General features: G+C 42.5%; 12 protein-coding genes. 1 reads left to right on the top strand and 11 read right to left on the bottom strand.

Annotated features, from left to right (window positions below; all coding sequences use genetic code 11):
• The 3 genes from recD to recC are packed head-to-tail and all read right to left on the bottom strand — an operon-like array spanning position 1 to position 9,372.
• Entirely contained in the window at positions 1-2,013 is a 2,013-nt protein-coding gene (gene recD / locus AB9H30_RS09680) for an exodeoxyribonuclease V subunit alpha (RefSeq protein WP_371194468.1), read from the bottom strand.
• On the bottom strand, positions 2,010-5,897 hold the full coding sequence (recB, locus tag AB9H30_RS09675) for an exodeoxyribonuclease V subunit beta (protein ID WP_371194467.1): 3,888 nt from the start codon (positions 5,895-5,897) through the stop codon (positions 2,010-2,012). Before recB ends, recD begins: the two co-directional genes overlap by 4 nt.
• Positions 5,890-9,372: an exodeoxyribonuclease V subunit gamma gene (gene recC / locus AB9H30_RS09670; RefSeq protein ID WP_371194466.1), complete on the bottom strand. Its 3,483-nt coding sequence runs from the start codon at positions 9,370-9,372 to the stop codon at positions 5,890-5,892. The genes recB and recC overlap by 8 nt, the downstream gene beginning before the upstream one ends.
• A 434-nt stretch (positions 9,373-9,806) precedes the next feature.
• On the opposite strand from recC, the gene dut reads away from it, so the two are divergent.
• Positions 9,807-10,262, top strand: coding sequence for a dUTP diphosphatase (gene dut, locus AB9H30_RS09665; RefSeq protein ID WP_371194465.1), 456 nt, complete (start codon positions 9,807-9,809; stop codon positions 10,260-10,262).
• Between the two features lie 144 nt (positions 10,263-10,406).
• Here the strand turns inward: dut and AB9H30_RS09660 are convergent, their stop codons facing one another.
• The 8 genes from AB9H30_RS09660 to AB9H30_RS09625 form a co-directional block, all read right to left on the bottom strand.
• Positions 10,407-11,300 (bottom strand): nuclease-related domain-containing protein, encoded by an 894-nt coding sequence (locus AB9H30_RS09660; protein ID WP_371194464.1) that lies wholly within the window; start codon positions 11,298-11,300, stop codon positions 10,407-10,409.
• Positions 11,301-11,440: 140 nt separating this feature from the next.
• Positions 11,441-11,767: a hypothetical protein gene (locus tag AB9H30_RS09655; protein ID WP_371194463.1), complete on the bottom strand. Its 327-nt coding sequence runs from the start codon at positions 11,765-11,767 to the stop codon at positions 11,441-11,443.
• A gap of 314 nt (positions 11,768-12,081) precedes the next feature.
• On the bottom strand, positions 12,082-12,369 hold the full coding sequence (locus AB9H30_RS09650; RefSeq protein ID WP_136252537.1) for a DNA-binding transcriptional regulator: 288 nt from the start codon (positions 12,367-12,369) through the stop codon (positions 12,082-12,084).
• On the bottom strand, positions 12,362-12,691 hold the full coding sequence (locus AB9H30_RS09645; protein ID WP_371194462.1) for a transcriptional regulator: 330 nt from the start codon (positions 12,689-12,691) through the stop codon (positions 12,362-12,364). Before AB9H30_RS09645 ends, AB9H30_RS09650 begins: the two co-directional genes overlap by 8 nt.
• A 107-nt stretch (positions 12,692-12,798) precedes the next feature.
• Positions 12,799-13,116: a hypothetical protein gene (locus AB9H30_RS09640; RefSeq protein WP_371194461.1), complete on the bottom strand. Its 318-nt coding sequence runs from the start codon at positions 13,114-13,116 to the stop codon at positions 12,799-12,801.
• Between the two features lie 172 nt (positions 13,117-13,288).
• Positions 13,289-13,678 (bottom strand): energy transducer TonB, encoded by a 390-nt coding sequence (locus AB9H30_RS09635; RefSeq protein WP_371194618.1) that lies wholly within the window; start codon positions 13,676-13,678, stop codon positions 13,289-13,291.
• Between the two features lie 143 nt (positions 13,679-13,821).
• The gene (locus AB9H30_RS09630; protein WP_371194460.1) at positions 13,822-14,775 is read right to left on the bottom strand and encodes an acyl-CoA desaturase; all 954 of its coding nucleotides are present in this window, start codon (positions 14,773-14,775) and stop codon (positions 13,822-13,824) included.
• 302 nt (positions 14,776-15,077) lie between these two features.
• On the bottom strand, positions 15,078-15,308 hold the full coding sequence (locus AB9H30_RS09625) for a hypothetical protein (RefSeq protein ID WP_371194459.1): 231 nt from the start codon (positions 15,306-15,308) through the stop codon (positions 15,078-15,080).
• Positions 15,309-15,847 lie beyond the last annotated feature (539 nt).

Raw genomic sequence — 15,847 nt, 5'->3', positions numbered from 1 at the left:
TTATTGCAGTATTTCCTCTATCCCGCTTACTCTTTCAATTTTTTGTCTCACTGCCGCTTTTAGCGTTTGTTCATCTGTAAATATACGAATTTGCTTTTTAGCCCGCGTGACGCCGGTATACAGTAACTCTCGACTTAAATAATGAGCACTTTGAAGCGGTAAAATGATATCAACCTGAGCGTATTCAGAGCCCTGTGTTTTATGGATAGTCATGGCATATACAGGATCGTATGCAGGCAACGTATATAGAGAAAATGCTTGAAAACTCCCTGCTTCTTGAGCGGGGAAATACGCCCATAGCTCACCTTTATTATCAGGCCACATTATGCCGACATCACCATTGAACAAGCCAAGGCTATAATCATTCTGATTGATCATAATTGGCTTACCTTTGTACGGCTGATTGCTCTCAACCCACGCAAATTTTTGACTCAAAGCTCGCTCTATAAAAGCATTCACCCATTCAACACCGCCATAACCTCTCCGATTTGGAGTAAGACATGCGTACTCTGTGAGCGCTTGCCACGCCTCAATAATACTCTGCGCACTGAGCGTTTTAGCAATTTGAGGCAATACCGAATCGGTGAGTATCTTGACTAAGCCTTCGCTGTGCGACGCATCAATAGCAATGTTATGAAAAGCCACCGTTTGCTCAAACGTATTCACAAGCGCGGCATAGTCGCCACCTAACACCGCTTCGGCTAGCGCTGTTACGCCTTTTTCACTGCGTTTTCCTTGCTGTAAACTCACCAGATATTGATTTTTTGAAGCTGGCTGCGCTGAGAAATGCTCAATGTTGACCCGCAGCTTTGGATTTAAAGCCTGCAGCTGATTGACGCTTTGCCGGCTGAGTTCGGGCGCGGTGCTCGCCACTAAATCTGCGAGTAGACACCCGGCTTCAACTGATGGCAGCTGATTCGGATCACCGACCATAACAAATTTACATCGACTATCGGTGGCCCTTAATAATTTATGCATTAACGACAAATCGACCATAGATGCTTCGTCTAAAATAATGCAGTCAAAGGGTAATAAACGATGTTGATCGTATTTGCAGCGACCGTCTACTGGATGAATACCCAACAGCCGATGTACGGTTTGTACCTCAACTTTTGAAAATAGTGTGTTTACATCAGAAAATTCAGGCAATTTTGCAAATTGCGCAAGCTCAAATTTGAGCGAGCTTGCCAGACGATTTGCCGCTTTTCCGGTAGGTGCAATTAGACCAATACGACGTGGCTGTAATTTTAAGCCTCTGACCAGCGTTAACAGCAGTCGACTGACCGTGTAAGTTTTTCCGGTTCCTGCACCACCTGAAATTATCGCGAACTTTGATACTAAGGCATTCATCACTGCCAGTTGCTGCCAATCGGTGCTGTTTGCCTCAGAAGTTTGAGCAAATAGTGCAGGCCAATCTTTATCTAAACAATCTCTTAAGTTTGTCTTAGTTTGATGCATGTCTTGTTGAGTACCATCTTGCTGATCTAACTCAGCACACAGCATCTGGTAGTTGTCCTCGCTCGCGCTGATTTTGTGCAGTAGGTGCTCACAAAACTTACGCTCATATTCATAAAATTTTTGCGTGTACAGTCGCTTACCGTCAAACTGAATACCCTCAATGCTTTGAAACATTGCCTTCCAAACTAAGCTTGCATCGAGCAGTTTAGAATGATCAGGGAACTGGTAGCCAATAGCAGCATTGCCCTGTGATCCAGACACTTTGTCACTTTGTGACCACATTAGTTTATTTGCTAAACTCTCTACCACCAAACAGCTATTGCCCTGTCGCTGAGCAAAGCTAAGCGCCAAAAGTGAGTAAAAGCTCAAGTGGACTTGCTCCTTACTTAAGCTTTTGTAAGCGGGCGTTGCTTCACATAAAGACATCATATATTGAGCAAAGAAATAATCGATAGCCTCTATGCCCACCAAGTCTGACAAACATGCTTCTAAATTTTGATATGGCAAGCCTGCACTTGCATCGCTGCTAAAAATTGCGCGTTTACTTTGGCTCATTGGCTATCACCTAAATGAGTGTTCTGCGTCTGAACAGCAGCATGCTTAGCGCTAGGCGACTCGTTTGCAAACAAGGCATTTAACTGCGCTAACTCTTGCTCTAGTATAGGCGTAAAAAACACGCCAGGACTTACGCCATCAATCAGATGCGCAGGTGCATCTGTCATGCCGCGTAAATACAAATAATACACCCCACCAAAGTGCTGTTGGTGTTGATAATCTATTAGCGACTGCGCTAAAAATCGGTCAAGGGCCATCGCATAGAGCAAATACTGTAGGTCGTAATCATGCAGTTGGATATTATAAGCGGTGTTTGCCGAGGTATAATCGGCATAGCGATTGCCTAAGTGAGTCGATTTATAATCACATACGTAATACTGCTCATCTGCCATAAAAATCAAATCAATAAAACCATGCAACATGCCTTCGATATTCGTTTTAGAGAGGCGATTAACCGGCACTGGCGAAAAACCAAATTGCTCAGCTACGCGCTGCCTGTGTGCGCGCAACAAGCGTTCAAGCGCGCTACTATCAAGTTTTTCAATGGGCAGATAAAACTCCGTTTCTTTGATTGTAACGCTGTCGGGCAAGCTTGATAGAGACAATGCCTTTTGCGAAACATCCACACTGTTGATAGGCGCTTTTAGGCATTCATTTATCCACTGGCGATATTGTTGTGTATTCACATGACTAAAATCTGTATGCCTAAGCGCGACCGTCTTTAACACCTTTTCAAAATCAGGCACCATAAACGAAAGCCATTCACAGGTATCGTGCAAAATATTTCCGGTATTGGCACCCTTGGTCATGCTAAAGCGCAGTTCGAGTGCAGGCGCTTGAGCATCTTCTTGCGCTTCAGTATTTTCGTTCGTGTCGTTATTAGTAGTGAAATTATTAGCAGTGAATTCAGGCTCTCTGGCTAAGCGGCTGGCAAGGTCGGCTTCCGCGCTATCTGCGTGCATGAGGCGAGTGATTCCCGTAAATGAGGTCAGTACCCATTGTTGCAAGATACTGCGAGTTACTTTACGTACATGCAGCTTTGGCAGCTCGTCAGGCTCAGGAAGCTCCAAGCTTTCGCCCAGCGCACTGGCTTTTCGTGCGCCAATGGCAGGTTGCGCCTGAGTCACGTGTAATATGTTAGAGATTAAGGTGTCTGCATAGTTGCTTAAAACTTCACTGCTGTGATTGCCATCTTGCTCCGGGATCTGCAGCGCTGGAAGCTGCAAAGCGCGATGAATAGCGCTCTGATCTGCCGTATCTGAGCTCAGCATCCCAATGTAGCAGCGGTATATAGGCCGAGTTAATGCCACGTAAAGCAAGCGCATATCTTCGGCAAGGATCTCTTGACGCATTGCATCGGCAGCGGCTTCGCTAGAGCCCAACTGCATAATTAGAGCATTATCTTTATCGTGATACTTCACAATTCTACCAGTAGCGCCTTTGCGTCCTATATTGGCAAAAGGTAAAAACACAATCGGATACTCCAGTCCCTTAGATTTGTGCTGAGTCACAATTTTAATTAGCGCTTGATCGCTTTCTAGCCTCAGTTGAGCGGTTTCGTCCTTGTCTATTTGATTGATTTGTTTAGCAAGCCACATAAGCTGTGCGCTTTGTGTCGTATGCATGACGGCTGCTTTGGCGAGTAGCTCGGCCAAATGCTGATAGTTGGTCAAAGCCCGCTCAGGATTATCGCTAGCATCACTTAGACTGAGTTGATCTTTAATCAAATGCATAACCAAGGCATATATGCCCTGCTTCTGCCAAATTTGGCGGTACTGTGCATTTTTCTTGTAAACACTCTGCCACTGTGGATGGCTATGATCGGCAATTAAGGTCGACAAGGGTACTTCACCAATGACTTCATCTCCCGCATGATAAAAGATACCGGTCGCAAGAGCGGTGATGCAGCGACGCTGATCGTTCCCGGTCCAGATAGCATCGAGTACAAAGTACAGATAGTGCGCTTGACGTGAATCAAACAGCGGTGACTTTTCACTTAAGTAAACACTGGCAATACCGTGCTCATTGAATAGCTGTTTGATTAAGTCGGCCTCATAGCCGGCCCTAACTAATATTGCGATGTCTTTTGCTTGTACAATCCGGCTGCCGCTTTTTTCTTCGATTGTGCCATTGCGTAACAAAATTTTAATCTCATTGATCATCCAGTGGATAATCTGTAAACGCTGTACATCAATGTCCGTAAAACGCTCGTTTTCATTGAAGGCATCAGCACAAACAAACTGCAAAGCTTGATTATCTTCCTGATTTCTCACTGTGAGCTGCGACGTTTCTTTCTTATTACCTTGAGCCGGTATAATTGGCAAATATTCGATGCCATAGTCAAATACGCTTTTTATGGCTTGTGTGGGGCTGGTATCACGCTCAGGCTTACTGGAAAAAACAAAATTGTAAGCGGCCACCATGTCCTGGGTAGAGCGCCAATTTGTATCCATAGACCATAAATAATCAGCGTCTTGTCTAGCTTGTAAATAGGTAAACACGTCACCGCCCCGAAAACCGTAGATTGCTTGTTTGGGATCGCCAATCATGATCAGTGTGGTGCTGGGCTCCGCTTTTTTATACAGTCTCGAAAAAATACTGTACTGCTGCTGGTCGGTATCTTGGAATTCGTCAACCAAGGCCGCCGGAAATTGCTTCAGTAAATGCGAGCTAATCACCTCGGCATTAGGCCCCGATATGGTCTGCGCAACAATGCGGATAAGGTCGTCGTAAGAGTGCAGACTGTCTTGCTGCATTTGCGCGTACACCTGTGCTTGCACTCGATTTACCACTTTAAGCACCACAGCATGCGCTAGTGTAAGCTGCATACGTTTATCCAAGCGATTGTCACCTGATACCTTTAAAGGCTCGCGTATTGCTGCAAATACCTGTTCAAAATCTTGATTAATTGCCTTTAGCCAATCTTGTGGATATTTTTTTAGTCGCGCTGTTGAAAACAGTTTGAGTAGTCCGTCATCTATGATTTGAGTGTAAGGATTGTCGTTAAACTCTCCTGCTTTAAGTTCATCATATAAGGCGGAGCCTTCAACATCACCCAGCAATTCTGACTTTTGTAAAAACGCGATCGCCGTGCTCTTTTCATCTTCGACTCTTTTAGCGTTTTTTGGATTTGAGGCTAAACCATCTAACCAGTTATCCGATTCTTTTAAATTTTTAACAAGTCGATAACGCAGAAACTCATTGGCCTGCCAATGCCCGTTGGCACTTTGTAGATATTCTTGCCATATGGTCTCTGCACTCAATAAGGTGATGGTATCTTGGTAATACAACAGATCCCTAAAGGCATTATAAAACTTACTCGGCGTATGCCAGCTATTGTTTTGCAGTGCGGCAAAGTCTTTACCCTGTTTATCTAAGCCGATAATTGCGTCGGCAAGTGCCTGCATTATCAAAGATTCCGTTTGGGTAAGAATCGTTGAATCAGGGTCTTGTTTCATGCTCGCTGAAAACTGCGTGATCACCCGCTGGCAAAAACCATGGATAGTGAAAATAGAGGCATCGTCAATAGTTAGCTTGGCGCTCTCAAGCAAGCGTCTTGCGTGTTCTTTATCTACGCGCTCTTGTAAGCCTAAAATAAACGCGTCTTGGCCATCCCAATTTAGCAAGACTTCGTCAATAAATTCAGCTACTCGCGTGCGGATTTCTTCGGTAGCGGCCTCTGTAAAGGTCATCACCAATATTTGCTGAACGCTGTACGACTTTTCTACCAGTAAGCGAACATACAGGCGGGTAATGTTAAAGGTTTTACCCGTACCAGCGCTCGCTTCAATTAAATGTCTAGCGCCGAGCGGCAGTTGCAATGGATTGAGTTCCTGTGCATCACGTCCGGCATTTATAGGACGATTATCAATAAAGTCAGTCATGCTTTGGCTCCTGCGATATCGCTGCATCACTATCGGTGGCCTCTTCACTTACAGGCTCGACTAACATTGGAACATATACATCAAAGTAAATTTGCAACAGCGCTGCAGTGAGCGGCGGCACGCCGGCGTAAAAATACGCAAAATAGGGGTTAAGAGCCAAGGCATCGTAAGGGATGTGTTTGCCTTTTTGCTCGGCCTGACTATTCCAAGTGCGCATGAAGCTCATGTCAACGCTTGCCTGATCAGCACTTTCAAAATTGACTAAATCATCGACTAGTTTAGGGTTAACAAACAGCGGCTGCTGATTTCCTGCTTTGAACCATGCAAGCATATCGCTTAGTACTATTTTAGCTCGCTCTGCATCGAGCAATGGCAGTGTTTCTTGGGTGAGTTTCGGTTTTCCATAGCTATGTTTGACGCTAACAATGGAAGCGCACAAGGGCCTGTTTTCATTAAAAGCAGCGAGTCTTTCATCATCTGGATTATCTGCCGCATAGTTGACCAACAGCACATATGATATCCAAGCCTGTAGCCTGTCTTTGAGTTTTGGCGCCTCCTTAAAGACCGGGAAGACCATGCCCTGATTCGCATCAATTTGACAGAAGAAACTGATAGCGCCTGCTTGTAAAGACTGTTGCTCACTCGCGCTTGTTACAGATATATTTATCGAGGGCAGACTATTGCTATTTAAATTATCATTTATTGCATAAGCAACTTGGCCGCTCAATGTTTGTAGGCTGCAATCTTCATGCAAAAAAGCGACTAACTTTTTTATATCCGATGTTTGTATTTCGATATATGTATCTATGTCTGGCAGCTCAGGCAAGTCACCGCCGGCCTGCATCGCAGCATTCAATAGATGATTTTGTTGCGCCTGTGCCCCTTCGGCAAAATTCAATTCAACCGGCTGACTCAACTGATTAAATAAACGCTGACGAAAACCATATTTTTGCAGGGGCTCAATGTCAAATGGCTGGGAATATTCGCTTATAGCAGTTGCTTCAAACCTAAGCTGTAAACACTCTTTTGCAAAGTAGTTGAGCGGCTGCTCATAAAAAGCGACTAAATCATTTACAGCAATGTCATATATATTGGCGCTTACATGATATTGCTCAGCTCTTTGATGATTGTTTTTTAGAGGCGCTTGTAACCATGCCGCATGCCTTGCCCAAGAGCCTGCGAAGGAGCCATGCCAACCCGGCACACTCACAAAGTTTTGCTGACTAAAGGGATGCAGGGGATGTTCAATAAGTTGTAAACAGCTTTCACAATAGTACTTGCGGCAGTGTTCAATTAACTCTTTTAACACCAAGCTGGGCTCTCGCTGAGCGTTGCTTTGGATATTGCGATACTGATAGCTCAAATACAGGTGAGAGCGCGCCGAAACCAGCGCTTCTAAAAATAGATAGCGGTCGTCGTTTCTGCGAGAACGATCACCGACCCTCGGCATAGACTTAGCAATTAAATCAAGCTCACTGGGATAAGACTGACGGGGAAAACTTTTTTGGTTGAGACCTAAAATAGCGACTACTTTAAATGGAATACTGCGCATCGGCATCATGGAGCAAAAGGTAACTTTTCCGCACATAAAGCGCGACTTGGTCTCCGGCACAGTTAAGCCTTGTTTAAGTGCCTGCCTCGCAATTTCAATCGAAACAGGCTCGCCAAAGCTGGCAAGATCGGCATTTTCATTCAAGGCGCTCAGGGCTTGCTCAATCAGTAAAAATGCGAAACTATCATCTGAGGACGCCGTAAAGAATTGCTGTATGACATCGTCGAATGTGTCACGCCACTGCTGAATACTTCGCGCTTGCTGGAGCGCGATGACAAGCCCTCTTAAAGATGACAAAAAAGCAATTAATTTGCCTAAGGTGTTGCCAGCCTGCCCTTCAATAGTATGGGCAATGGCTACACCGTTTGCCATTTGCTGCTCTTCGCTAATCATTGTCGCCACTAGCAGGCGCTCTATGCCCCATTCCCAAGTGTATTTAATCGATACCGCGTCTGCTGAGACGAGCTTTGCCTTGTGCTCAGTGTCTAAGGCAAAACTGATCCTTACATTTTCAATCCATGCTCGGCAGTATTTAATGTCGGTAACGCTTAAGGCAAACTTGCTCATCACAGCGGGAGTATCTAATAGCGAAATCACCTGCTCTACCGAAAAACGCGCTTCAGGCAGAGCTAATAACTGCATAAAGGCAGCGATAGTGGGCTGCGATTCAATCGGTTGCCGGTCTGATATGCTGATCGCTAAATGCTGGCTGTCTCTGGTTTCAAATACGCCGCTAATAAACGGACTATATTCTTCTATCGCGGGACACATCACCAAAATATCATCAAGGCCTAGGCTTGGGTCTTGCTCAAGTTGTTCTAAAATAAAGTCTTTGAGTACTTGTAGCTCTCTAATTTCGTGGTAACAAGCATGCACATGGATACTACTATTGGCGGTAAATGCATGTGCGTCTAAGTCGGGTTCTGCGCCGCCCTTTAAAATATCTGACTGTAACTGCTGAAGTAAACTTAGTTCGCCACTGTGGTCGATATCAGGCGGCTCAAATGCGCTAATCTCCATGGATTGACTGTTGAGCAACTGCACTAATAGGTCTTTTCCTTGTTTGCCAAAGTTTCTTAACAGTGGATGAGTGTCGTCTTCGTCTACCCACTGCTGCATGGTATTTGTGCGCAGTTGCCGTGCAATGGCTCTGTCAGACTTTGCCTCAGCCCAATAGTCAACACTGGGATTCAAATGAAACCAATGGATGTCAGTAAATTCGGCCAAGGCATTAAAAAAGTCCATGTAGCCTGGCGGCATGGTATTAATGGCGAATAAGTAAATGTGCTTTGGCAAGCTATCCTGCTTTGAAGCTAGTTGAGCCATGGCACGCTTTTGAAGCACCACAGGGTGCATCGGAAATTGCGCCACAAGCGCTCGCCAAAACCACTTTTGCCAGGCATAACATATTTGGCTGAATTCATCATCAAGAGTGATATCAATGTCGCTATCTGCGTCCCAAGCGAGCAACCAATCGGGTCTAAAGACTAAATACTGTTCAAATAAATCTGCGAGCTGTTGTGCAAAACGGAACTGCTGAAGATGTGTTTGTTTCGGATCTGTGCTGTTCCAAAACTGATGCAGCGATGCTGCATAGGGCGAGGTGTTAAATGCTTCGGCGGTAATGATATCTAGAATACGCCAAACCATGACCTCTCGTTTAAATGTAGACTGCTGGGGTACCGCATCATCACCAAGAATATCGCGGCATGTTTCCCACACAAAGCGTGTAGGTAGCGGAAAGTCTAGCTGCATAGTGATACCCGAAATACGGGCTAAATCCATTGATAGCCAGTGTTGCATTCCCGTGTGTTGAACCAACAGCACTCGCTTTTGTAGAGGATGCTGGGCATTGTGCCGCATCACACCGTGCAAAAGATGAGATAGATGTTCGAGTTTGTTTGACGGGTATAAATACAGCATGCATCGTCCTGAGCATTTAAGACACGTTCAAATATGGCATAAATGTCACTACATTGCCTAGCGCAATCTAACTAAGCGCAGAAGTTTTATACAGTATGAAAAATAAGATGGGAAAATCCGGTGCCCACAGGACAAGTGCAAGCACCGGACATAACCTTCAATGAGGCATCATCAATCCATGAGACGCAACATCAAAGCACACACAACACCCATAGCTTTGCAATATTTTTGCCAACATGACTTATAATTATTATTCAAGCACTTACATTTATAAAGAGGATTGATAGACTCATTTTGCAGGCCATCTTGGTGCATTACACCGGTGTTATGCACCAATAAAAAGCGCCTAAGTGCACAAACATTTGTCGATCACGATGCCTTTATATGTGTATCATTAAACACTGCAAACCGGCGCTTAACAAAAGGAACAAACAGTGCAACAAGTTGAAGTGAAAATACTCGATGCCCGAATTGGTAAAGACATCCCGCTACCGAGCTATGCAACTGAAGGTTCTGCCGGCATAGATTTACGTGCATGCATCGACAAAAGTATTACCTTAGTACCAGGGCAAACCGAGCTTATTGCAACCGGTATCGCTATTCATATGAAAAATAAAAATATGGCAGCAACGATACTACCTCGTTCCGGACTTGGTCATAAAAAAGGCATTGTGTTGGGCAATTTAGTTGGTCTAATTGATTCTGACTATCAGGGGCAGTTGTTTATTTCATGCTGGAATCGAGGACAGGAAAGTTACACGATTGAACCTGCTGAACGGATTGCACAATTGGTATTTCTGCCGATTATTCAGCCGCGGTTTGTAGTGGTAGATGAGTTTGAAAATACTGAGCGTGGTGAAGGTGGTTTTGGTTCTTCTGGTAAGCGCTAGGTAAATCTAAGTCAAGCATTCGCAACTATTAGGCTCAGACACGAAGTGAAGAGAATAAATGCACGGTAGGCCTAAAACGCCGCTTAGAGAGAAGTTTGGAGCGTAGCTGAAAACTCCTCCCACAGAAGTTCCTAGTTATGTGTTTTACAATATTTCATCTTTCAAATAAGTGAATATTTTTTCAGTCTCGGCTTCATCAAATATGTCGGCGAAATATTGAATGTATCCGTTTAGCTTATCAAGGGACAGCACCTTAACATGCTGAAAATCGGTCTTTGGCGCTTTATTGGTCATTATGATAATGTTTTTAATTGGTATCTTCTTTCTACCCCAATGATTCCCAATTAAACCTTGACTATTGTCGCTGTTCAAAAATACAAACAATGCAAAACTAGCCCTTTTAACTTGTTTAACTGGCGATCTTAAATCTAGATCTTCAATTGATTTAGAGCTCCAATTTTTTGTCTCGATAACAAAGATGCCTGATTGGCAGACTAATAAATGATCAATTTGGATGCTGTATATTGTATCGTTTTCGCGCTTATTAAATATTGGTGGATTAAATTTTAACGAAAAGTCATTTATCAAGTAATATTCATCAGATAGCTTTTTCAGTTCACTCACAACGGCATTTTCACCGACTGCGCCAGCAATTACTGAAGATAGACCCTCTACTGTTTCTTTGATGAATTTCAGCTTACGATAAGAATCTGAAGACCGCTGCGACAAGACTGCCTCATAGTTGTTTATCAGTGAAGCATGGTTCTTTATTAATTTTTTCGCCTTAGAATAGTATAGAAGCTTAGTGAATATGTTTTTATCCCGCATCTCTATTGTACTGTTCAGTGCTTCCTCTAAGTCCTTAATTTCATCGTCAGTAGAGTGCTTTACTTTTGTTGATATATTTTTCTTTTCAGATTCATATTGCTTTAGAAATGCATTAATGTCACCAATAGAATTAAACCTATATATGCCATGACTATGCAGGATCTCCTTTAATCTTTTAAGTGGCTCTATCTTTCCCGATACAATAGTCATATTTGTTCATCGTAAATTGACGATGCCTGCTGTTTTCTCATTACACATAACGCCCCGTTAACCGGAAAATAAATCCTTGGCTAAAATGGTGAACGCAGTGAACAAGAAAAAAGCTTTATTTGTCGCTGTTTAATGACTTTTTATGTACCGCGCACTTCGGAATTGAACTCAATGGAGTTTACACCATCCTCACATTGAATTTGCTCTAATGTAGCTGGCCCAAAATCACCATGGAAACCATTAATAATTTGATAGGTGTTAAATACAGTGAGGTCTTGGTACTTATTTAAAAATTCCGTAGTAATAGTATCAATATTTATCTCTTGCTCAAAAGTGACAATATAACCGATATTAACCTCACTTCTTACTCCTGTAACTTCAACAGGATTTAGGCAGGTGTTTGGGTCAGTTGCTTCATTACACCCTATCAGCAATAAAATAGTTATAAGTAAAATTAGATTTTTCATGAGAGGTACTTTCCTTCGCACATAACGCTTTGCTAATTGGCTGCCGCAGCGCAGCGTAGGTAGTCCAATGGAGACCAAGTCGAGCAATCGTTTTCACTATTGCATAGTTTCCCAGATTCCTTTTGGGTATCTAAAAGAAACTCTAGATCAGCTTGCACTTTGATTACGTTTGCTGCGAACACAAAGCAAGGTAACAGCAAAAAAGTGAAGATTAATAAGTTTTTCATAAAGTCATACCAACACCAAATTAAGCGGCGATTCACCGCTCTTGTGAATTGTCTAATCTTGCCCCGATTTGTTATTCGCCACTCCGCTTATCTCAACTCGCTAAAAACTTCTGGATGTTGTTCGGCTATCCTTAGTAATGCAACTGCTGGTCCTTGAGGGTTTCTTCTTCCCTGTTCCCAATCCTGTAAAGTTCTTGTGCTTACACCTAGTAAACCTGCAAACATAACCTGAGACATTTTCAATTTAGAGCGAATCACCTGTGGCGCTGATGGCTCACTTAATTCGTTATTGCGCAGAGAAACCTTTCCCTTTTTATATTCCTTAATCTCATTTATACCTGCAAGAATTTCGGCACCTATATCTCTATTACTCATTGTCGATTGCCTCTGCTATTTGTTTCAACACATGACCTGCGATAGTAGCTCGCTCCGATTTACTGTACATAGTGAGCATCCATATCTCATGTTCAGCCTTCTTCCAATAGTAAATAGCGCGTACGCCACCACTTTTACCCTTTCTTGAAGAAGCCCACCTTACCTTTCTGACAACACCAGAGCCCTTTACAATATCGCCGGCGTCTGGTTTTTGAAGAAGGTAAGATTGCAAACCACGATATTCATTATCTGATAAATAATTTGGTAGCAGTTTTGTAAAGAAGCTTGTTTCTATAAAGACCATGATGCAATGATACGGCAATGCCGTACCTTGTCAAGCGATGTCTAACGCCGAATAACACCTTCCATAAGCTGTTTGGTACTACTTTTGTGACAAATCCGTATGCATGCATTTGTTATGCATCGAAATTACCATAGTTTTGTTGGATCTGTTTTAATTCGAAATTCTTCTGATAATTTATCAAGTAAGGCTTGTTCTGCCAAACCTTCTGTTCTCATAGCAATCAATTGCAGCCAAGCTTTTGATCTGCTGTGACCATCAAACATGACGGCTAAATGCTGCTCTCTATTCTGAAGAATCTTGCACAAATAAACGTATGTCTCATGCGAACTTTCTCTGTCACCTAAGACAATATCTCTCGCTTCATCTAAAGCTAGCGAACAATATTTATCAATAGCCAACTCTTTAATTTGCTTAAATATTTTCCAGTCCGATTCATTCATCATTTAAACTCAAAAAAAATTTATAACATGCATAACACCCGCCTATTCCGCACGCAATTTATTGTGTCAATTGAAATAACGTAACGCAGCGAAATGCAAATTGCACAACAAATTATGTGTCCGAAGTCGGGACAGCGACTGCCATGAGGCGTTTGTTAGAGCCTTTGCTGCTCATTCAACCAAGTGTAAAATCTAAGCGAACAACGTGACACTTACTAGCAGATGGTTGATATTGCCAGCCCTTAAATGAATAAATTGCTGCTTTATCAAAAACTTTAGCTGGCAAAGATTCGATTACATTGATATTGATTGGTTTACCCCTCTCTGAAATATCGTATTCAATTATTACATAACCTTCTAATCCTTTAACCGCGGCTTCAGGTGGGTATTTTGGAGGTGTAGTATGAACTAAGCTTTGATTTATCGAGTCTTCTTCATTTTTAGGCTGCATTTCACATCTAGACTTATAATTAACAACTGAATTATTTGCCGAACTAATTTCTGTGCTTCCACATCCAAAATTTAATATTGCAACAATTATTAACGATACAGCTTTAATAAACACTTTCAAAATAATCTCCTTGCATGAGAAGTGGGTGGGTTCTAACAACCCAATAACGAGTTAGCAGATTATGGCGTGGCGGTTGCGAAAGCAAGTGGCATGACATGAGCTGATAATCTCCGTTACTTGACTTGTTAACTGTCTGCTCATACTGAGCCCACAAACTTACATGGTTTAAGTTCCTTTTTTTGGCGCTCAACGTCACGTTTCTCTTCAATTACTAATTCTGACCTTTCTGGCAAGTCTTTGGGTAACTTTATGTTTTTTACATATCCCAAATTATGAAGCGCATTAAGCACCCACCAACCAATATCTGATTCATCTTCATGAAGTCCCAGCATGGCAGAGCCAGGGTAAGCATGGTGATTATTGTGCCAAGATTCTCCCATAGAGACCAAACCTGCTATCTTAATGTTATGTCCTTGTACAGCTGCACCGTTTACTGTCCAAGTCTTTTGTCCATTATTATGAGCAAAATATCCCACTAACCAATGTCCACCTACCGATACAATCACTCTCACGCAAATTCCCCAAAGCAACCATGGTAATCCTCCTATTAGATAAAGTGGCACCGCGATAAAAATTTGTTGAAACAACCATGTTTTCTCGATAAAAACATAAAATTTACTTTTTAAAATTCTATCTTCAATAGTGAATTTCGGTGGATATTCGAGCTCCAAATCACAATTCAACTGCCACCACGCATCCTTCCAAATTGAACTTCCATGCAATAAATAATCATGACACTTTTCCTGACGTTGAGCCCAGTCTCTTAGATCATGTTGTTTAAGCATACCAATCGGTCCAGCCATACCAACCCAAACACCCGAATATACAAAAAGGTACTCCATCCATTTTGGACACTCATATGAACGATGAATCATTAGGCGGTGCATTCCTAAGGAATGGCCAAAACACAAGGTCACGCCAGTAAGGAGTATGAACACCAGAATTGCTGAAAAAGATATAAAAAAAGGGGCTACGAATACCGCTAAAAATAAATTCGATAAAAACCAGGTCGATTTGATCGGTGACCAAACAACTTTTCCTAACGAAGAGCTCTCAGGATTATCAGAATGTACTCTTAGTTTTTCTTTCATGCAGGTTATCCTAAGGACAGTTAACGAGGCTGCAGAAAAACAAAATGTAAGAATAAGCCGGAGCTCTGTGTTGACTATTTTGAAAGTTCAACGCTCTTTCCTATCTGAAGTTCACGTACACACATTTTTTGTGCATTAATTGTACAATTCTCCAAACCCATTTTGTTATCTGGTTTTTTCTACAGCCTCAACACCGCACTAACGGGCAGCAACGGTGCGCGCACAATAGCTGAAGGAGTACCAAGTTGCTGTCCCAGCGAGCAAAAGCGTTTGAGTTTAGTGCTTTGTTATGCTTAGAGGCATTAAACGTCATCTTGTGCTTTAAACTTATCTTGCTTTAACATTAAAACTATCAGATAAATCAGTGATAGAGGGGGAAGTAAGCCTAAGAAAAAACCAATCTTAGCTGCAATTTCAGGCGTTTCTGTCTTCCTCTTGCCAAGAATGTAGCTAATTATTGAGATAGTAAATGCGAAAGCGACTAAAGCAAATAAAGCGAACATCTGGCCCATAAGTGTTGTATTTATATCCATATCATAATTTTCCTTGCATTAACGCATAACGCTTTCCATAAAGGGCAAATACTAGTTGGCTATAATGCCCGAGGTACAAGGGAGAGACAATGAGTATTTGTTCCAGTTAGCCTGAGAGCGATTTGATGGGTTTGTTATTTGTTTTGCCTTTCATCTCACTCTGTCTCTGACTCTATAGCTTGATAAGGCATGTATCCATGCTTTAAGAAATAGAAAGCTAGGTAACCGTAAACACCTGCCAAAGCAATTGAATTTGGAATAGGAGCACTATTGAAAAGCACGCCGTAAAAAACCCAACCTAGTAAGCCCAACACTACAACGGCTAATGCATAGTTGCACACCTTTAAGAGTGGGTGGCTACTTCGCTTACTCCATTTAAATAAAAATAAAGCAGGAAACCCAATATACATCATAAAGGCAGCGATTCCAGCCCCCCAGTTTGGGCCGAAAAATGGATGCAAAGCCCAATAAAAAGGGAAAAACAATATCACTGATGCAATAGCGATTAACAGTAGTTGTTAATTTGCACCGCTATGGAG

The sequence above is a fragment of the Glaciecola sp. SC05 genome (genome assembly GCF_041380235.1).
GTDB lineage: Bacteria > Pseudomonadota > Gammaproteobacteria > Enterobacterales > Alteromonadaceae > Glaciecola.
Note: the sequence above shows the minus strand (reverse complement) of the source record. Positions and strands in the feature narration are given on the sequence as shown.